At 73.9% G+C, this 17,617-nt stretch carries 17 protein-coding genes; 10 read left to right on the top strand and 7 right to left on the bottom strand.

Features of this window, described 5'->3' with window-relative positions:
* Positions 1–5: 5 nt before the first annotated feature.
* Together ASD19_RS07305 and ASD19_RS07300 are read right to left on the bottom strand one after the other, a co-directional pair.
* Positions 6–275 (bottom strand): HPr family phosphocarrier protein, encoded by a 270-nt coding sequence (locus ASD19_RS07305; RefSeq protein WP_055990392.1) that lies wholly within the window; start codon positions 273–275, stop codon positions 6–8.
* A 13-nt stretch (positions 276–288) separates the two neighbouring features.
* A complete protein-coding gene (locus tag ASD19_RS07300; RefSeq protein WP_055990388.1) occupies positions 289–645 on the bottom strand; it encodes a PTS sugar transporter subunit IIB in 357 nt (118 codons plus the stop codon).
* 159 nt (positions 646–804) lie between these two features.
* On the opposite strand from ASD19_RS07300, the gene ASD19_RS07295 reads away from it, so the two are divergent.
* Complete coding sequence (locus ASD19_RS07295) at positions 805–2,709, top strand: BglG family transcription antiterminator (RefSeq protein WP_055990676.1); 1,905 nt, start codon at positions 805–807, stop codon at positions 2,707–2,709.
* Here the strand turns inward: ASD19_RS07295 and ASD19_RS07290 are convergent.
* Together ASD19_RS07290 and ASD19_RS07285 are read right to left on the bottom strand one after the other, a co-directional pair.
* The gene (locus ASD19_RS07290; RefSeq protein WP_055990385.1) at positions 2,706–2,960 is read right to left on the bottom strand and encodes an HPr family phosphocarrier protein; all 255 of its coding nucleotides are present in this window, start codon (positions 2,958–2,960) and stop codon (positions 2,706–2,708) included. The two genes, ASD19_RS07295 and ASD19_RS07290, sit on opposite strands and share 4 nt — an antisense overlap.
* 101 nt (positions 2,961–3,061) lie before the next feature.
* A complete protein-coding gene (locus tag ASD19_RS07285) occupies positions 3,062–3,991 on the bottom strand; it encodes a hypothetical protein (protein ID WP_055990382.1) in 930 nt (309 codons plus the stop codon).
* A 238-nt stretch (positions 3,992–4,229) separates the two neighbouring features.
* Here ASD19_RS07285 and ASD19_RS07280 point away from each other — a divergent pair, with 238 nt between their 5' ends.
* Entirely contained in the window at positions 4,230–4,478 is a 249-nt protein-coding gene (locus tag ASD19_RS07280) for a hypothetical protein (RefSeq protein WP_055990379.1), read from the top strand.
* Between the two features lie 18 nt (positions 4,479–4,496).
* Here ASD19_RS07280 and ASD19_RS07275 read toward each other — a convergent pair whose 3' ends face one another.
* The 3 genes from ASD19_RS07275 to ASD19_RS07265 form a co-directional block, all read right to left on the bottom strand.
* Complete coding sequence (locus ASD19_RS07275) at positions 4,497–4,901, bottom strand: aldehyde dehydrogenase (RefSeq protein ID WP_268777925.1); 405 nt, start codon at positions 4,899–4,901, stop codon at positions 4,497–4,499.
* Positions 4,902–5,009: 108 nt separating this feature from the next.
* Positions 5,010–6,680, bottom strand: coding sequence for a phospho-sugar mutase (locus ASD19_RS07270; protein WP_055990376.1), 1,671 nt, complete (start codon positions 6,678–6,680; stop codon positions 5,010–5,012).
* Positions 6,681–6,688: 8 nt separating this feature from the next.
* The gene (locus ASD19_RS07265) at positions 6,689–7,513 is read right to left on the bottom strand and encodes a purine-nucleoside phosphorylase (protein ID WP_055990373.1); all 825 of its coding nucleotides are present in this window, start codon (positions 7,511–7,513) and stop codon (positions 6,689–6,691) included.
* 104 nt (positions 7,514–7,617) lie between these two features.
* Here ASD19_RS07265 and ASD19_RS07260 point away from each other — a divergent pair, with 104 nt between their 5' ends.
* From ASD19_RS07260 to ASD19_RS07225, 8 genes are all read left to right on the top strand, one after another.
* On the top strand, positions 7,618–9,069 hold the full coding sequence (locus ASD19_RS07260) for an NAD(P)H-quinone dehydrogenase (protein ID WP_055990370.1): 1,452 nt from the start codon (positions 7,618–7,620) through the stop codon (positions 9,067–9,069).
* 231 nt (positions 9,070–9,300) lie between these two features.
* A complete protein-coding gene (locus ASD19_RS07255) occupies positions 9,301–10,419 on the top strand; it encodes a thiamine pyrophosphate-dependent enzyme (RefSeq protein ID WP_055990367.1) in 1,119 nt (372 codons plus the stop codon).
* A complete protein-coding gene (locus tag ASD19_RS07250) occupies positions 10,416–11,429 on the top strand; it encodes an alpha-ketoacid dehydrogenase subunit beta (protein WP_055990364.1) in 1,014 nt (337 codons plus the stop codon). Before ASD19_RS07255 ends, ASD19_RS07250 begins: the two co-directional genes overlap by 4 nt.
* On the top strand, positions 11,426–12,745 hold the full coding sequence (locus ASD19_RS07245) for a dihydrolipoamide acetyltransferase family protein (protein ID WP_055990361.1): 1,320 nt from the start codon (positions 11,426–11,428) through the stop codon (positions 12,743–12,745). Before ASD19_RS07250 ends, ASD19_RS07245 begins: the two co-directional genes overlap by 4 nt.
* Positions 12,746–12,781: 36 nt before the next feature.
* Positions 12,782–14,389 carry a carboxyl transferase domain-containing protein gene (locus ASD19_RS07240; protein WP_055990359.1) on the top strand — a complete coding sequence of 536 codons (1,608 nt, stop codon included), beginning with the start codon at positions 12,782–12,784 and terminating at the stop codon, positions 14,387–14,389.
* Positions 14,390–14,394: 5 nt separating this feature from the next.
* On the top strand, positions 14,395–16,308 hold the full coding sequence (locus tag ASD19_RS07235) for an acetyl/propionyl/methylcrotonyl-CoA carboxylase subunit alpha (protein ID WP_055990670.1): 1,914 nt from the start codon (positions 14,395–14,397) through the stop codon (positions 16,306–16,308).
* Positions 16,305–16,781: a MaoC family dehydratase gene (locus ASD19_RS07230; protein WP_055990356.1), complete on the top strand. Its 477-nt coding sequence runs from the start codon at positions 16,305–16,307 to the stop codon at positions 16,779–16,781. Before ASD19_RS07235 ends, ASD19_RS07230 begins: the two co-directional genes overlap by 4 nt.
* The gene (locus ASD19_RS07225; RefSeq protein ID WP_055990353.1) at positions 16,778–17,611 is read left to right on the top strand and encodes an HpcH/HpaI aldolase/citrate lyase family protein; all 834 of its coding nucleotides are present in this window, start codon (positions 16,778–16,780) and stop codon (positions 17,609–17,611) included. Before ASD19_RS07230 ends, ASD19_RS07225 begins: the two co-directional genes overlap by 4 nt.
* The last annotated feature ends 6 nt before the right edge of the window (positions 17,612–17,617 follow it).

The following is a 17,617-nucleotide window of genomic DNA, read 5'->3' as shown; positions in this document are numbered from 1 at the left end:
GACGCTCACTGGGCGTCGTGGTCGGTGGTGAGCAGCTCGGCGAGGCTGTCGAGGACGCCCTCGTCGCCCGCGCCCTCGGCCGTCAGCGTCACCTCGTCGCCCTGTTCGACGCCGAGCGCGATGACGCCGAGGATGCTGGCGGCGTTGACGGGCTTGCCGTCGCCCTTGGCGATCGTGACCGGGATCCCGGCGTCCTTCGCCGCCTGCGCGAACAGCTTCGCGGGGCGAGCGTGAAGCCCGTGCGACGATCCGATGCGAACGGTGCGAGTGGCCATGGTGATCCCTTCGTCAGGCGGTCTCCGCGGATGCGGAGTCGTGTCGGGGACCCCGCGCCGCGGGGTCCTGCTCGGCGACGGCACGCGCCAGCGCGAGCGCGCGGCTGCCGTCGAGGTCGGAGAAGATGTCGTCGGGGAGCAGCGCGACCGCCACGCCCCGGGGCGCGGCCAGCGCGCGGATGTCGTCGAGGGAGCGCTCGAGGTGCGGGCCGACGAGCACGACGTCGGCCGAGTCCAGGTCGATCGCGAGGGAGGGCTCTGCGCCCGCCAGGGCGGTGACGGGCAGCCCGGCATCGGCCGCGGCCTTGCGCAGCCGGAGGGCGACGAAGGTGCTGGAGGCACCGGCACCGCACACCACGAGGATCCTCATCGATCTGTCACTTTCCCTTCCGATCGATCCTGGCCCGGCGCCGAGGGGGCGGCAAGGAGGGTTCTTTCCGCCCGGGCGGAAGAAAGGCTCCGCCCCGACGTCGTCTGATTGACTTGCCGTGTGACGAGACGGCGGCAGGATCGGGTGCTCGGCATCCTGATGCGCCGCGGCGACTGGGTGACCGCGGCGACGCTCGCGGACCAGCTGGGCGTCACGCCGCGCAGCGTGCGCACGTATGTGACGGCCCTGAACGCGCGCGTCCCGGGCGGGGATGCGATCGAGTCGGGGCCCGCGGGGTACCGCGCCACGGCCTCGGCGGCCGCCGCGCTGCGCGCGGCTTCGGAGCCGGACGCCGGGACGCCGCGCGAGCGCCTGCACGCCCTGGTGCGCGCCCTGCTCGACGCGGGCGACGGCATCGACGTCTACGAGACGGCCGAGCGGATGCACGTGAGCGCCGCGACGCTCGAGGCCGACCTGGGGCGCGTCCGGGCGATGCTCGGCGGCGGCGAGGCGAGCGGCCTGTCGCTCGAGCGCTCGGGCCCGCGCGTGCGGCTCGCGGGCACCGAGCTCGCGCAGCGCCGCTTCGTGAGCAGACTGGCGCACGACGAGATGGAGGCCGGCGCGTTCGACCTCGACGCGCTGCGCCGCGCGGCCGACACCATGGCGATCCCGTCGGAGGCGCTCGGCGCGTTCAAGTCCGACCTCGTGGCGCGGCTGGGGGAGCAGGGCTTCTTCGTCAACGAGTTCTCGGCCGCCGACGTGGTGCTGCACGTCGCGATCGCGGCGGATCGCGTCGCGCAGGGCCGTGCGCTCGAGGCCGTCCACGGGGAGCCGGAGGAGGTGCGGGTCCGCATCGCCGACGCGATCGGCGCGCTCGCGCGCGAGCACTTCGGCGTCGACCTCGGCGAGGGCGATCGGCTGCACCTGGCGGCGCTGGTGCTCACCCGGATCGTGGTGCCGGGCTCGCGGGACGAGCCGGCCGTGGCGCCGGACCCGGCGATCGCGGCGGTCGTGCGCCGGGCGGTCGAGCACGCGGCCGACCGCTACCTGGTCGACATCGCGCACGACGACTTCGTGGAGCGCCTCTCGCTCCACGTGCAGAACCTCGTGCACCGTGCACGCGAGCAGGCGTGGTCGCGCAACCCGCTGACCCGCACGCTCAAGTCGGCGTACCCGATGATCTTCGACGTCGCCGTGTCGATCGCGAGCGAGCTGTCGGACGCTCTCGGCGTGCCGATCCGGGACGACGAGATCGCGTACATCGCCATGCACGTCGGCGGCCGCCTGGAGCGCAGCCGCCGGGCCGAGACGACGCTCACCGCCACGATCGTGTGCCCCGGGTACTACGAGCTGCACGAGCTGCTGCGCTCGAGCGTGGACCGCTCGCTCGGCCGCTCGATCGAGGTCACGGGGGTGGAGACGCGCGTCGACCCCGACTGGGATGCGATCGACACCGACCTCGTGCTCACGACGATCGAGCCGCCGCTCGCGGAGGGGCGCGCCCCGGCGGACCGGATCGTGCGCATCCAGCCCTTCCTCACCGACGCCGACGTGGAGCGCGTCGCGGCGGCGGCGAGCCGGGTCCGCCGCGCCCGCCGGCTGGGGCGGCTGCGGGCCGAGCTCGCGCGGTACTTCGCGCCGGGCGCCTTCCTCCGCGGCCTGGACGCCTCGCGCGGCGAGGAGGGCATGATCCGGGATCTCGGCGCGCTGCTCGTGGCGCAGGGCGTGATCGGCGAGGACTACGTCGAGAGCACGATCGAGCGGGAGCGGCTGTCGTCCACCGCGTTCGCCGAGACGCTCGCCGTGCCGCACGCGCTGAAGATGACCGCTTCGCGCACCGCCATCGCGATCGGGGTCAGCGAGCAGCCCGTGCCATGGGGCGACGCGCGCGTGCACGTCGTCGCGCTGGTCGCCTTCAGCGAGGGCGACCGAGAGGCGTTCCAGACGGTCTTCGAGCAGTTCGTGGAGGTGTTCGGCGAGCCGGACCGCGCGCAGCGCATCGTGCGCCGAGGTGTGGATCTGTCGTCGTTCCTCGACGAGCTCGCCGCCGTGATCGACGGCTAGCGCGGCGCGAGCAGCGCCTCGGCCTCGTCCAGCGTCGCCTCGGCGCCGGATCCCTCGGCCTCGAGCACCACCCGGTCGCCGGCGCCCAGCGCGAGGTCCATCACCGCCAGGACGCTCGCCGCGTCGACCGCCCGCTCGCCGGCCCGGATCAGCAGGCGCCCTTCCACGGCCTGCGCGAGCCGCGCCAGCTCGGCCGCCGGGCGCGCGTGCAGCCCGTGCGCCAGGCCGATCGTCACGCTCCGCTGCACCATGTCCTCAACCTACCCGCGCCCGTCGTCGCCGAACCCGCGCTCATCCGGCGAGCCCGCGGTCGATCAACCGCGGGCTCGGTGAAGCAGCGCGGGTTCGGCGATCACTCGTCGGGATGGATGCCGAACGAGGCGAGCCGGGCGCCGAGGGCGCGCGCGTTCGGCATGTCGCGATCCATCCAGCGGGCGAAGGGCTCCTGCGTGATCCCGCGCAGCCAGTCCTCGCGCCGCTTCTCGTCGATCAGCGCCTGCTCGGGCGTCCGCCCGCGAAGGAAGTGCGGATCCGTGTACTTGCTCGCGCCGTCGAATTCGCCGTGCCCCTTCTTGAATCCGAAGTCGACCCACAGGTCGCTGCCGTCCGGGCCGAGGAAGTGCACCTGGAGCCGGATGACGCGGAAGCCCAGCACGTGGAGGAACCATCGGCTCGCGCTCTCTCCGGGTGAGTCGGCGCGTGAATCCGCGAAATCCGCGACGATCCGCGCCCGTCGGATGCCCCGTGCGCCCGGCGCGCGCGCGATGCGTTCGCGCAGGCGATCGCGGAACTCATGCTCGACGGGGACCAGCCGCAGCGCGGCGTCGGTGAGGGCGACCCCCGCTTCCGGGCGCATCACGCGGATCAGGTCGAACACCGTGCGGTCGAGCGAGGTGACGAGCATGCCGTCGAAGTCGACGACATCCTGATCGTCGAGCGGCGCCTCGTGGCGCACCACGAAGGCGTTCGCGGCAGCCGCCCGGCTCGCGCCGGCGAGCACGTGAACGCGGTCATCGCGCTCGCGGAAGAGCGGCAGCCCCTGGACGGCGGCCGCCGTGACGCCCGCGAAGACGGGACGGCCCCGCGCGGCCTGGAGTGCCGCCTGCGCGCCGGCCCGCTGCCGCTGCTCGCTGTGCGCGGCTCGCCACTCCGAGGCCTTCACGAAGGCACCGGGTCGGATGCGATGCGCGCGTCTCTCGGCCACGGCCTTCCGTATCGCGCGATCGGTCATCCCGAGTTCCTCGAGGTCGGCGCGGGTGTAGACGGTGAGAGGCTCGTTCATGCGCGCGAGCCTGCTCCTCCGCGCACGGAGCCGTTCGGCCGCGCCGCACCGACCCGCACAACCCGCCCTTTCGCGGGGCTGTGGACGACATGTCGCCGAACCCGCGCTCATCCGGCGAGCCCGCGGTCGATCAACCGCGGGCTCGGCGAAGCACCGCGGGTTGGCGGGGCGCCCCAGTCTGTGACGGCGTGTGACGGGCCGCGTGACACCGGCGCGGCGTCGAACCTACCGTGGGGGCATGAGCGACAACGTGATCCGGGAAGTGCTGCCGATGCAGCGCGCCGTGGTCTCGGCATGGCCGAGCGCGTGGATCGACGCGCTCGCGATGTGCGCGGATGCGGACGGCGTCGCGCTCGTCACGCTCGCGGGGGAGCGGATCCTCCTGGACGCGCGCGTGCGCCTCGGCGCGGGGGAGCCGGTGGCCTTCCACCCGGTCGCCGAGGTGCTGGCCGTCGGCGGCGAGCTGATCCGCGCCCGCCGCCGCTGAGCGCGCGGCCTGACGAGATCAGGCCATCGACATCGAGGCCATCGCCTTGCGGCAGGTCTCGACCATCGCCTCGCACGCCATGGCGCAGATGCGGCAGTGCTCGTGCATCTCGGCGTGCATGCGGCACTCCGCCGCGCAGGCCTCGCCCATCGTCATGCAGGCGGTCATCATGGCGTGCATGACGGCCGAGTCGTAGCCCATCGGGCGCATCATCATGCGCATGGTCGCCGTGGCGACGTCGGCCATGTTGGCGCACATCGCCGAGCACGTGGCCATGTCCTCGCCCATGTCCGCGTCCGCGCACATGGTCGCGGTCATGCTCACGGCCGAACACGCCTCCATGCACTCCTGCATCATCGCCATGTCCATGCCCGAGGTCGACGCCTCCGGCATGGCCTGCATCATGTCCATCATCATGCCCATGTCCAGATCCCTTCGGTCTGCGCCGGCCCCGCGGACCGGTCCTCCTGCGGGCATGGTACGTCGCGGCGGCGGGGCCGCCAAGGGGGCCGCCCCGCCGCCGGCGGCGACTCAGGACACGCGGTCGAGAAGCTCGCGCACGGACGCCTCGAGGGCCGCGAGGCGCGCGGCCGAGTCCGCCGCCGATTCGCCGCGCACGTCGAGGTAGACCTTGAGCTTCGGCTCGGTGCCGCTCGGCCGCACGATCACGCGCGAGCCGTCGTCCAGGCCGTAGCGCAGCACGTCCCCGCCCAGCCGTGCGGGGTCCTGCAGCAGGTCCGTCGCCTCGGTCACGGAGCGCTCGCCGAACGCGGCCGGCGGCTCGGCGCGCAGCGTCGCCATGATGGACGCGATCACCGAGACGTCGTCGACGCGCACCGACACCTGCCCGCTCGCGTAGAAGCCGATCTCGGCCGTCAGGTCGTCGAGCGCATCGGCGATCGTCCGCCCCTGCCCGCGCGCCTCCGCGGCGAGCTGGAGGAACGCGACGGACGCCGAGATGCCGTCCTTGTCGCGCACCGTGCCGGGGTTGACGAGGTAGCCCAGGGCCTCCTCGTAGCCGAAGACCAGGCCCGGCGCACGCGAGATCCACTTGAACCCCGTGAGCGTCTCGTGGAAGCCGAGCCCGTGCTTCTCCGCCAGGGCGCCCAGCCCGGGCGAGGAGACGAGCGAGCACGCCAGGGACGCGCCGGGCTCGCCCGCGTGCGCCCGCGCGGCGCGGCGCCCCAGGAGGAGCCCCACCTCGTTGCCGGTGAGGCGGCGCCATCCGCCCTCGCCCTCGCCGGCCGGGACGGGGATGGCCACGGCCAGGCGGTCGGCATCCGGGTCGTGGGCGATCACGAACTCCGCGTCGGCCGCGCGCGCGGTCGCGAAGGCCAGGTCCATGGCTCCCGGCTCCTCGGGGTTCGGGAACGCCACGGTCGGGAACGCGCCGTCGGGCTCGATCTGCTCGGCCACGACCGTCGGGGCCGGGTAGCCGGCTGCCTCGAGCACGCGCGCGAACGTCTCCCAGCCCACCCCGTGCATGGCCGTGTACACCCAGCGGGTGCCGGCCGCGCCCTCGGGGGCGGGACCGACCGCGGCCGTCGCGGCGACGTACGCCTCGACGACGGCGTCGTCCGCGATCTCGTAGTCGGTCGAGCGCGGCAGCTCCGTGACGGGCGTGCCGTCGGCGACCCGGCGGATGCAGGCCGCGATCGACGCGTCGGACGGCGCCACGATCTGCGCGCCCTCGTCGCGCCCGCCGAGGTACACCTTGTAGCCGTTGTCGTTCGGCGGGTTGTGGCTCGCGGTCACCATGACGCCCGCGTCTGCACCGAGGTGGCGCACCGCGAACGCCAGGACCGGCGTGGGCAGGCGACGCGGAAGCAGGATGGCCCGCAGCCCCGCGCCCGCGAAGATCTCGGCGGAGTCGCGCGCGAACACGTCGGAGTTGCGCCGGCCGTCGTAGCCGATGACCACGGTGGGGGCGCCCTCGGTGTCGCGCTCGCGGAGGAACTCGGCGAATCCGGCCGCGGCCTGCGCCACGAGCACGCGGTTCATCCGGTTGCTGCCGGCGCCGAGCGCGCCGCGCAGTCCCGCCGTGCCGAACTGCAGGCGGCCGTCGAAGCGGTCCGCGAGCTCGTCCGCGGCGTCGGCGTCGCCGGCCTCCGCGCGTTCGATCAGGCCGTCCAGCTCGTCGCGCGTCTGGGCGTCGGGGTCCTGCGCGAGCCAGGCGCGCGCCTGCGCGAGCACTCCGTCCATCGCGGCGCTCACAGGCGCTCGATGACCTTCGCGAGGAGCCCGGAGATCACCGGCTCGGCCTGGCGGCCCGCGTCGATGACCTCCTCGTGGCTCAGCGGGTCGGGCGAGATGCCGGCGGCGAGGTTGGTGATGAGCGAGAAGCCCAGCACCTCCATGCCCGCCTCGCGCGCGGCGATCGCCTCGAGCGCCGTCGACATGCCGACGATGTCGCCGCCGATGGCCCGCGCCATGCGCACCTCGGCCGGCGTCTCGTAGTGCGGCCCGCGGAACTGGCAGTACACGCCCTCGTCGAGCGACGGGTCCACCGAGCGGGCGATCTCGCGCAGCCGCGCCGAGTAGAGGTCGGTGAGGTCGATGAACGTCGCGCCCTCGAGCGGCGAGTCCGCCGTGAGGTTGATGTGGTCGCTGATCAGCACCGGCTGACCCGCCCGCCACGTTTCCCGGATGCCGCCCGCGCCGTTCGTGAGGACCATCGTCGTCGCACCGGTCGCGGCCGCGGTGCGGACGCTGTGCACGACCCGGCGCACGCCGTGGCCCTCGTAGTAGTGGGTGCGAGCGCCGATCACGAGCACGTGGCGGCCGCCGGCCGTGCGCAGCGAGCGGATGGTGCCGACGTGGCCCTCGAGGGCAGGCTTGGAGAAGCCCGTGACCTCGGTCGCGGGGATCTCGGCCACGGTCTCGCCGATCAGCTCGGCGGCCCGGCCCCATCCGCTGCCCAGCGTGACGGCGATGTCGTGGCGCTCCACGCCGGTCAGGCGCGCGATGTCGGAGGCCGCGGTCCGGGCGACCTCGAAGGGGGAGGCCGCGGCCTCCAGCGGATGGGCGTTCGTCATGGCACCACGATAGTTCGGGGTTCCCGCTTTCCGGCTCGCGCGCGGTCTCCCGCGTCGTCCGCACGTCGTTCGCCCGGATGACGCCCGTGGGGAACAATGGGGGCATGGTCTTCGACTTCGAACGCAGGCAGCGCATCGCGATCCTCGGCGGAGGGCCGGGCGGCTACGAGGCCGCCCTCGCCAGCGCCCAGCTCGGAGCCGACGTCACCGTCGTCGAGCGTGCGGGCATCGGCGGATCGGCCGTCATCAGCGACGTCGTGCCGTCGAAGACCCTGATCGCGACGGCCGACGCGGCGCTCGCGATCGCCGAGGCCGGCGACCTCGGCGTCCAGTTCTACGCGAAGGGCGACACAGGCAAGCCGCTCAAGCCCGAGATCGCCATCAACCTGCTCGCGATCAACAAGCGCCTGCTCGCGCTCGCGGGCCAGCAGTCCGAGGACATGCGCAGCCGCCTGCTGGAGGCCGGCGTCCGGATCATCGCGGGCCACGGCCGCCTGGAGGGCGAGGACGCCGTCGTCGTCTCGACCGGTCCCGACGGCACCGACTTCGACCGCATCGAGGCCGACACGATCGTCGTCTCGACCGGCGCGACGCCGCGCGAGCTGCCCGCCGCGCGGCCCGACGGCGACCGCATCTTCACGTGGAAGCAGCTGTACAACCTGACCACCCTGCCCGAGCACCTCGTGGTGGTCGGCTCGGGCGTGACCGGTGCGGAGTTCGCCTCGGCGTACATGAACCTCGGCGCCAAGGTGACGCTGGTCTCCAGCCGAGACCAGGTGCTCCCTGGCGAGGACGCGGATGCCGCCAAGGTGCTGGAGAAGGTGTTCAAGCGCGGCGGCATGAAGCTGCTCGCGAAGTCGCGCGCCGAGAAGGTCGAGAACACGGGCGACGGCGTCGTGGTGACGCTGTCGGACGGCCGCACGGTCGAGGGATCGCACTGCCTCATGGCGGTCGGCGCGATCCCCAACACCGCGGGCATCGGCCTCGAGGAGGCCGGCGTGCAGATGACCGAGTCGGGCCACATCCGCGTCAACAAGGTGAGCCGCACGTCCGTGCCGAACATCTACGCCGCGGGCGACTGCACGACCCTCATGCCGCTGGCCTCGGTCGCGTCGATGCAGGGCCGCACGGCGGTCTTCCACGCGATGGGGGACACCGCGATCCCGCTCGAGGAGCGCAAGATCGCCTCCAACATCTTCACCAACCCCGAGATCGCGACGGTCGGCTGGACCGAGCGGCAGATCGACGACGGCACCGCGGACGGCGAGGTGTGCATGCTGCCGCTCGCCGCCAACCCGCGCGCCAAGATGATGGGCGTCAAGGACGGCTTCGTGAAGCTGTTCGCGCGCACCGGGTCGGGCACCGTGATCGGCGGCGTGATCGTCGCGCCGAAGGCGTCGGAGCTGATCTTCCCACTGTCGATCGCGGTCGAGCGCCGCCTCACGGTCGACCAGCTCGCGCGCGCGTTCGCGGCCTACCCGTCGCTGACGGGATCCATCACGGACGCCGCCCGCGCCATGCACCACGTCGACACGAGCGGCTTCACCTCGGCCTGATCGGATTCGCGCCCGCCGATCGTCGGGCAGCGTGCGGGAAGCCCCGAGATCACGCCGCCAGGCGGTGTTGTGCTGTGCGATCCGTCCGGATGCTCTCGATCTGGTGAGCAATCTGCGTCGTTCTGACTGATCCCATTGCTCGGTCTGCGGCGCGGGCGTAGCGTGTGCCGTGTCCGGACCAGGACGGCAATGGCGCCCACAAGGTGCCGCGCGAACGAGGAGGTTCCGCGGATGTCGATCTCCCTGCCCGTGCCCCGCAGCGAGCTCATCGAGGGACTCGACGCGCCGCTCGGCGTGCTGGATCCCGAGGGCTCCCGGAGGGCGTCCCCGCTCCTCGACGAGAGCATCGGCGACGTCGACGAGTCGGTCCTCACCGACCTGTACGTCGACATGTCGGTCGTGCGCCGCGTCGACGAGGAGGCCTTCGCGCTGACCCGTCAGGGCGCGCTGGTGCTGTGGCCACCGCTGCGCGGCCAGGAGGCGGCGCAGGTCGGGGCGCTCCGCGCGCTGCGCGACGAGGACTTCGTCTTCCCCTCGTATCGCGAGCACGCACTGGCCGTCCTGCGCGGAGCCGATCTCGCGGACGTGCTCGCGGTCTGGAAGGGCGCTGCCCTGTCGGGCTGGGATCCGTTCGCCCAGCGCCTCGCGCCGTCGCAGATCATCATCGGCGCCCAGACGCTCCACGCGACCGGCTACGCCATGGCCGCGCGCCGCGACGGCGGCGACGACATCGCGCTGGCCTGCTTCGGCGACGGCGCCACGAGCGAGGGGGACGTGAACGAGGCGATGGTGTTCGCGGCCTCGTTCCGCGCTCCGGTCGTGTTCCTGTGCCAGAACAACCAGTACGCGATCTCCGAGCCGGTCGGCGTGCAGTCGCGGACGCCGCTCGCGCTGCGGGCGACCGGATTCGGCATCCCCGCGCTGCGCGTGGACGGCAACGACGTGCTCGCCGTCCTCGCGGCCGTGCGCATCGCCGCCGAGCGGGCGCGTACCGGCGGTGGCCCGACGTTCGTCGAGGCCGTGACCTACCGGATGGGACCCCACACGACGACGGACGATCCGGGCCGCTACCGGGACGACGCCGAGGTCGCCGCGTGGCGCGCCAAGGACCCGATCGACCGCCTCGAGCGGCACCTGGCGCGGATCGGCGCGCCGGTCGACCGCATCCGCGAGGAGGCGGCGATCCGCTGCGACGCGATCGCGGCGCAGGTGAGGGCCGCGGCCGACCGGATCGCGGCGCCGGCCCCGGAGTCGATGTTCGACCACGTCTACGTGGAGCCCACCCGCCGCCTCGAGCGCCAGCGTGCGCAGCACCGGGCCTTCACGGCGAGCGTGGAGGGGCTGCGATGACCGCCGAGACGCTCACGCTCGGCCGCGCGGTCGGCCGCGCGCTGAGCGACGCGCTCGAGACCGACCCGGCCGTGGTGCTGATCGGCGAGGACATCGGCCGGCTCGGCGGTGTCTTCCGGGTGACGGACGGACTGCAGGCCCGGTTCGGGGCGGATCGTGTGATCGACTCGCCGCTCGCGGAGTCCGGCATCATCGGCGCGGCCGTCGGGATGGCGTACCGCGGTGCGCGGCCCGTCGTCGAGATCCAGTTCGACGGCTTCGTGCTGCCGGCGCTCGACCAGCTCATCGCGCAGGTCGCGCGGATCCGCTTCCGCACGCGCGGGCGGGTGCGGATGCCGCTCACCATCCGGCTCCCGTACGGCGGCGGCATCGGATCCGTGGAGCACCACGGCGAGTCTCCCGAGGCGTACTTCGCGCACACCCCCGGACTGCGCGTCGTGACGGCGGCCGATCCGCAGGAGGCGTACTCCACGCTGCGGGCCGCGATCGCGAGCGACGACCCCGTGCTGTTCCTCGAGCCCAAGGCCCGGTACTGGACCAAGGGCGAGGTGGATGTCGCGATCGCGCGCGACCTGGAATCGGCGCGCCTGCTGACCCGCGGGCGCGACGTCACGCTGGCGGTGTACGGCCCGCTCGTGCAGACGGCGCTCGAGGCCGCCACCGCGGCGCTCGACGAGGGGATCGAGATCGAGGTGGTCGACCTGCGCTCGATCTCGCCGCTGGACGTCGACGCGGTCGTCGCGAGCGTCGAGCGCACGGGGCGGCTCGTGGTGGCGCACGAGGCGCCCGCCGAGGCGTCCGTCGCGAGCGAGCTCATCACGAGCGTGGTCGAGCGCGCCTTCGCGGCGCTGGAGGCGCCGCCCGAGCGGGTCACGGGATACGACACCCCGTACCCGCCCTCCGCGATCGAGTCGCACTACCTGCCGGGCCTCGACCGCATCCTCGACGCGGTCGACCGGACGCTCGGGCGGCGTTCGTCGCACGAGCTGCTCGAAGGGAGCGCACCATGAGCGTCGTGTTCCGGCTGCCCGACCTCGGCGAGGGGCTCACGGAGAGCGAGATCGTGAGCTGGAAGGTCGCCGAGGGGGACGAGGTCGCCCTCAACCAGGTCATCGCCGAGGTCGAGACCGCCAAGGCGGTCGTGGACCTGCCGAGCCCGTACGCGGGCGTGATCCGCCGGCTCCATGCGGCCGAGGGCGACACCGTGGAGGTGGGCGCCCCGCTCGTCGAATACGACGTCGAGGGGGCGGGCGGCCCGTTCGCGCCCGGCGGCGCACCGGCGCCCGCCGCCGAGCCCGAGCCCGCCGTGCCCGAGCCCGCATCGCCCGAGCCCGCCGAGCCCGGGCCGGCGGAGTCGTCCCCGTCGCCGAAGGAGCAGGGCGAGCCGGCCGCGGAGCGCGTGGCCATGCTCGTGGGATCCGTGCAGGTCGCCGACGGGCGACGGCCGAAGCGCGCCGCGCGCACGTTCGAGCAGACGCCGTTCGTGCGTCAGGAGCGGCGCCGTGTGCGCGCCTTCCCGCCGGTGCGGCGGCTCGCGAAGGAGCGCGGCATCGATCTCGCGGCGGTCGTCCCGACGGGAGAGGGCGGCCTGATCACCCGCGAGGACCTCGAGCGCTCGGCAGCCGGTCCGGCGGCACCCGCCTCCCGGCGGGAGCGGGTGAGCGGCCTGCGCAAGCAGACGGCGAAGGCCATGACCGCCGCGCTCGCGGTGCCGCACGCCGCGTGCTTCCTCCAGGCGGACGTGACCGAGACCCTGCGGCTCGCCCGCGATCTGGCGGATGACGGCGCGCCGTCGCCGACGCTCCTCTCGCTGGCGTGCCGGGCGATCCTCCTGGCGGCGAAGCGAACGCCCGGCGTCAACGCGACGTTCCACGCCGACGAGGAGGAGATCGAGTACCACGGCCGGATCAACCTCGGCATCGCGGTCGCGACCGAGCGGGGGCTGGTCGTGGCGAGCGTGGACGACGCGGACCGCCTCGACGCGACCGAGCTCGCCGAGGCGATCGCCGCGCGCGCGAGCGAGGCGCGCGACGGATCGATCGGCGTCGCGGCGCTCACCTCGTCGACCCTGACCGTCTCGAACGTGGGCGTCTTCGGCGTCGACGGCGGCATCCCGATCCTCACGCCCGGACAGTCCGCGATCGTGGCGCTCGGCGCCGTCCGCCGGCTGCCGTGGGAGCACGACGGCGGGATCGCGCTCCGCGAGGTCATGACCCTCACGGTGTCGTTCGACCACCGCGTGATCGACGGGCGCGAGGCGAGCGTGTTCCTGCGCGACGTGGGCCGGATGCTCGAGCGGCCGGCCCTCGCGCTCGCGCGGGGCTGACGGGGGACGAACGCGGATGGCGACGGGAGGGCGGCGATGGAGCGGCTGACGACGCAGGTCGACCCCGGCGGCGCGGAGGCGACCGCCCGTGCCGAGGCCATGCGCGGGCTCGTCGAGGAGCTGCGCGAGCGGCTGCGCGCGACCGCGCTCGGCGGACCCGCCCGCGCGCGAGAGCGGCACGCGGCACGGGGCAAGCTGCTGCCGCGCGAGCGCGTCGACCTGCTGCTGGATCCCGGCAGCCCGTTCCTCGAGCTCTCGCCGCTCGCGGCGAACGGGCTGTACGGCGACGAGGCGCCCGCCGCCGGCATCATCACCGGCGTCGGGCTCGTGTCGGGCCGCCGCTGCATGATCATCGCGAACGACGCGACCGTGAAGGGCGGCACCTACTATCCGCTCACGGTCAAGAAGCATCTGCGCGCGCAGCAGGTCGCCCGCGAGAACCGGCTGCCGTGCATCAGCCTGGTCGACTCCGGCGGCGCGTTCCTTCCGATGCAGGACGAGGTGTTCCCCGATCGCGAGCACTTCGGCCGCATCTTCCACAACCAGGCGACCATGAGCGCCGACGGGATCCCGCAGATCGCGTGCGTGATGGGATCCTCCACCGCCGGCGGCGCTTACGTCCCGGCCATGAGCGACGAGACCGTCATCGTCGCGGAGCAGGGCACGATCTTCCTCGGCGGCCCGCCGCTCGTGAAGGCCGCGACCGGCGAGGTCGTGACGGCCGAGGAGCTCGGCGGCGGCGAGCTGCACGCGACCGTGTCGGGCGTCGCCGACCACCTGGCGGAGTCGGACGAGCACGCCCTCGGCATCGTGCGCGACATCGTCGCCACGCTCCCGCCCAGCCCGGCGCCGCCCTGGGACGTGCTGCCCGCGGAGGAGCCGCTCGTGGATCCCGGCACGCTGGCCGCGGCGATCCCCGTCGACCTGCAGACCCCGTACGACGTGCACGAGATCATCGCCCGGCTGGTCGACGGCAGCGCGTTCCACGAGTTCAAGGCCGGCTTCGGCACCACGCTCGTCACCGGGTTCGCGCGCATCCACGGCCACCCGGTGGGCATCGTCGCCAACAACGGCGTGCTGTTCTCCGAGAGCGCGCAGAAGGGCGCGCACTTCATCGAGCTGTGCGATCAGCGAGGCGTGCCGCTGGTGTTCCTGCAGAACATCACGGGCTTCATGGTCGGCGCCGAGTACGAGCGCGGGGGGATCGCGAAGCACGGCGCCAAGATGGTCACGGCCGTCTCGTGCGCCCGGGTCCCCAAGCTCACGGTCGTGGTCGGCGGATCCTTCGGGGCGGGCACGTACTCGATGTGCGGGCGCGCGTACGATCCGCGCTTCCTGTGGCTGTGGCCCAACGCGCGCGTGTCGGTGATGGGAGGCGCGCAGGCCGCGCGCGTGCTGTCCACCGTCAAGCGGGAGCAGATCGAGGCCGACGGCGGGCAGTGGAGCGAGGCCGAGCAGCAGGCGTTCGAGGATCCCATCCGCGCCCGGTACGAGGAGCAGGGATCGCCGTACTACTCCACGGCGCGACTGTGGGACGACGGCGTCATCGACCCCGCCGACACCCGCCGCGTGCTCGGGCTCGCGCTCGACGTCGTCGGACAGGCGCCGCTGCCCGACATCCGCTACGGCGTGTTCCGGATGTGACCGCGATGTTCGACACCGTCCTCATCGCCAACCGGGGCGAGATCGCGCTCCGGATCATCCGCACGCTCGACCGGATGGGCATCGCGTCCGTCGCCGTCTACTCGGACGCGGATGCGGACGCGCCGCACGTGCGCGCCGCGACCACGGCGCTGCGGATCGGCCCCGCCGACGCCCGCCGCTCCTACCTCGACGGCGGCGCCGTCATCGCGGCGGCGCTCGCCGCGGGCGCCCAGGCGGTGCATCCCGGGTACGGCTTCCTCTCCGAGAACGCCGCGTTCGCGCGCGCGTGCGCCGACGCGGGCCTGGTGTTCATCGGGCCGCCGCCGTCCGCGATCGAGACCATGGGCGACAAGATCCGCGCGCGGGCCGCGGTCGAGTCCCGCGGCGTCGCGACGGTGCCGGGAATCGCGCGTCCCGGCCTCGACGACGCCGCGCTCGTCGCGGGCGCCGCGGACGTCGGCTATCCCGTGCTGGTCAAGCCGTCGGCGGGCGGCGGCGGCAAGGGCATGCACCGCGTCGACCGGCCCGAGGAGCTGCCCGCCGCGCTCGCGCAGGCGCGCCGCGAGGCCGCCGCCGCGTTCGGGGACGACACCCTGTTCGTCGAGCGCTTCGTGGCGCAGCCGCGGCACATCGAGGTGCAGGTGCTCGCCGACGCGCACGGCACGGTCATCCACCTCGGGGAGCGCGAGTGCTCGTTGCAGCGCCGGCATCAGAAGGTGATCGAGGAGGCGCCGAGCCCGCTGCTGGATGCGTCCCAGCGCGAGGCGATCGGCCGGGCCGCGTGCGAGACGGCGCGCGCGGTCGGGTACACGGGCGCGGGCACGGTCGAGTTCATCGTGTCGGGTGCGCGCCCGGACGAGTCGTTCTTCATGGAGATGAACACCCGCCTGCAGGTGGAGCATCCGGTCACGGAGCTCGTCACGGGCGTCGATCTCGTCGAGCAGCAGCTGCGCGTGGCCGCGGGGGAGCGGCTGGCGATCGCGCAGGAGGACATCCGTCCCGACGGGCACGCGATCGAGGCGCGGATCTACGCCGAGGACCCGGCGGCGGGCTTCCTGCCGACCGGCGGGCGCCTGATCGACGTGAGGTGGCCGCGCGGCGTGCGCGTGGACGCGGGCGTCGAGGCCGGCACGGTCGTGGGCGCCCACTACGACCCGATGCTCGCCAAGGTCGTCGCGCACGCCGCCACGCGCCGGCAGGCGGTCGCCGCCCTCGCCGACGCGCTGGCCGACACGCACCTGCCGGGCGTCGTGACGAACGTCCGGTTCCTGCGCAGCCTGCTCGCGGTGCCCGCGGTCGTGGCGGGCGATCTGGACACCGGACTGGTGGACCGCGAGGCCCCGGCGCTCGCGGGCGACCCCGTGCCCGACGCGGCGTTCGCGGCGTGCGCGCTGCACGACGTCCCCGCCGTCACGGGGCCGTGGCGGGCCGACGGGTGGCGCGTGTCGGGCGCCCGCGGGGCGGTGCTGCGCTACGTCGACGGCGACGAGCGTGTGACCGTGACGCTCTCCGGCGACGGTCGCACCGCCACCGTCGAGCGCGCGGGGACGTCACGGGAGGTGCGGCTCTCCGAGCTCGAGGGCATCCGGGTCCTCGCCGAGCCTGACGGCAGCGCCCTGTGGGTGACGGGCCCGGACGGGGATCATCGTGTCGTCCGACCCGCGCCCGCGCGCCGCGCGCGTCGGGAGACGTCCCCCGGACTCGCCTCGCCCATGCCGGGCACCGTGGTGGCCGTGCACGTCGACGACGGCGCGTCGGTGGAGGAGGGAGCCGCGGTCGTGAGCGTCGAGGCGATGAAGATGGAGCACGTGCTGCGGGCGCCGATCGCGGGCGTCGTCAGCCTCGCGGCCGTGCTCGGACAGGCCGTCGCGCGCGGGCAGCAGCTCGCCACCATTGCGGCGAGAGAGGAGGCGTCATGAGCGAGGAACGCCGCATCACCCAGCGGGGGCTGTGGTTCGAGGAGTTCGAGACCGGCGTCGTCTACGAGCATCGCCCCGGGCGCACGCTCACCGAGGCCGACGACGTCCTGTTCACGACGCTCACGATGAACTCGCAGGCCCTGCACCTCGACGCGCACTGGGCCGCGCAGACGGAGTTCGGCGAGCGGCTCGTCAACTCGATGATGACCCTCGCGACGATCGTCGGGATGTCCACCGGGCAGCTCACGAACGGCACGATCGTCGCCAACCTCGGCTTCTCGCTGGTCGAGTTCCCGGCGCCCATGCGCCACGGCGACACGCTCTACGGCGAGACGCGCGTGGTCGAGACCCGCGCGTCCCGGTCGCGCCCGGGGCAGGGGATCGTCACGCTCGAGCACATCGGCCGCAATCAGGACGGCGTGATCGTGGCCCGCGCCGTGCGCGCCGTGCTGATGCAGGGGAGGCCGGTGTGAGCTTCGACATGGGCCCGGCCATCCTGTTCTGTCCGGGGGACCGCCCCGACCGGTTCGGGAAGGCGGCCGAACGGGCCGACGCGGTCGTGCTGGACCTCGAGGACGCCGTCGCGCCGGAGGCGAAGCAGGCCGCGCGCGCCGCGGTCGTCGCCTCGGCACTCGACCCCGCGCGCACGATCGTGCGGGTGAACGACGCGCGCTCGGGTCTGCTCGCCGACGACCTTGCGGCCGTGCGCCGCTCGCCCTACCGCGTCGTGATGCTCGCCAAGACCGAGGGCGCCGACGACGTGGACGCGCTGGGTGACCTCGACGTCGTGGCGCTGTGCGAGACCGCGGCGGGCGTGGTGAACGCGGCCGCGATCGCGGCGCATCCCCGCGTCGTCGCGCTCATGTGGGGCGCCGAGGACCTCGTGGCGTCGCTCGGCGGCACCTCGAGCCGCGACCGGGCGGGCGCCTACCGCGCCGTCGCGCTGCACGCGCGGTCGACCGTGCTCCTCGCCGCGGGCGCGGCGGGGAAGACCGCGATCGACGCGGTCCACCTCGACATCGCCGACGTCGACGGCTGCCGCGCCGAGGCCGAGGACGCGGCGGCGAGCGGGTTCGGCGCGAAGGCCGCGATCCATCCGTCGCACGTCGCGCCCATCCGGGAGGCCTTCGCGCCATCGGACGACGAGATCGCGTGGGCGCACGACCTGCTCGCCGAGGCACGCCTGGCCGAGGGCCGCGGCGTCTTCCGCTTCCGAGGGCGCATGGTCGACGAGCCGGTCCTCAGACACGCGCGCGCCATCCTCGCGCGCGAAGCCCGCGGGGCCACGAGCCCCGCCCCGTGAAAGGAG

Source organism: Microbacterium sp. Root53, from assembly GCF_001426925.1.
Lineage (GTDB): Bacteria > Actinomycetota > Actinomycetes > Actinomycetales > Microbacteriaceae > Microbacterium.
This window is presented reverse-complemented; position numbering and strand designations above follow the sequence as displayed.

Bases quoted from the DNA above. Each gene is read 5' to 3' on its own strand.
- ASD19_RS07245 (WP_055990361.1), top strand. From the start codon at position 11,426: ATGAGCGTCGTGTTCCGGCTGCCCGACCTCGGCGAGGGGCTCACGGAG.
- ASD19_RS07290 (WP_055990385.1), bottom strand. From the start codon at position 2,960: ATGGTGCAGCGGAGCGTGACGATCGGCCTGGCGCACGGGCTGCACGCG.
- ASD19_RS07285 (WP_055990382.1), bottom strand. From the start codon at position 3,991: ATGAACGAGCCTCTCACCGTCTACACCCGCGCCGACCTCGAGGAACTC.
- ASD19_RS07235 (WP_055990670.1), top strand. From the start codon at position 14,395: ATGTTCGACACCGTCCTCATCGCCAACCGGGGCGAGATCGCGCTCCGG.
- ASD19_RS07230 (WP_055990356.1), top strand. From the start codon at position 16,305: ATGAGCGAGGAACGCCGCATCACCCAGCGGGGGCTGTGGTTCGAGGAG.
- ASD19_RS07305 (WP_055990392.1), bottom strand. From the start codon at position 275: ATGGCCACTCGCACCGTTCGCATCGGATCGTCGCACGGGCTTCACGCT.
- ASD19_RS07275 (WP_268777925.1), bottom strand. From the start codon at position 4,901: ATGGGCATGATGATGGACATGATGCAGGCCATGCCGGAGGCGTCGACC.
- ASD19_RS07250 (WP_055990364.1), top strand. From the start codon at position 10,416: ATGACCGCCGAGACGCTCACGCTCGGCCGCGCGGTCGGCCGCGCGCTG.
- ASD19_RS07255 (WP_055990367.1), top strand. From the start codon at position 9,301: ATGTCGATCTCCCTGCCCGTGCCCCGCAGCGAGCTCATCGAGGGACTC.
- ASD19_RS07300 (WP_055990388.1), bottom strand. From the start codon at position 645: ATGAGGATCCTCGTGGTGTGCGGTGCCGGTGCCTCCAGCACCTTCGTC.
- ASD19_RS07240 (WP_055990359.1), top strand. From the start codon at position 12,782: ATGGAGCGGCTGACGACGCAGGTCGACCCCGGCGGCGCGGAGGCGACC.
- ASD19_RS07295 (WP_055990676.1), top strand. From the start codon at position 805: ATGCGCCGCGGCGACTGGGTGACCGCGGCGACGCTCGCGGACCAGCTG.
- ASD19_RS07270 (WP_055990376.1), bottom strand. From the start codon at position 6,680: ATGGACGGAGTGCTCGCGCAGGCGCGCGCCTGGCTCGCGCAGGACCCC.
- ASD19_RS07260 (WP_055990370.1), top strand. From the start codon at position 7,618: ATGGTCTTCGACTTCGAACGCAGGCAGCGCATCGCGATCCTCGGCGGA.
- ASD19_RS07280 (WP_055990379.1), top strand. From the start codon at position 4,230: ATGAGCGACAACGTGATCCGGGAAGTGCTGCCGATGCAGCGCGCCGTG.
- ASD19_RS07265 (WP_055990373.1), bottom strand. From the start codon at position 7,513: ATGACGAACGCCCATCCGCTGGAGGCCGCGGCCTCCCCCTTCGAGGTC.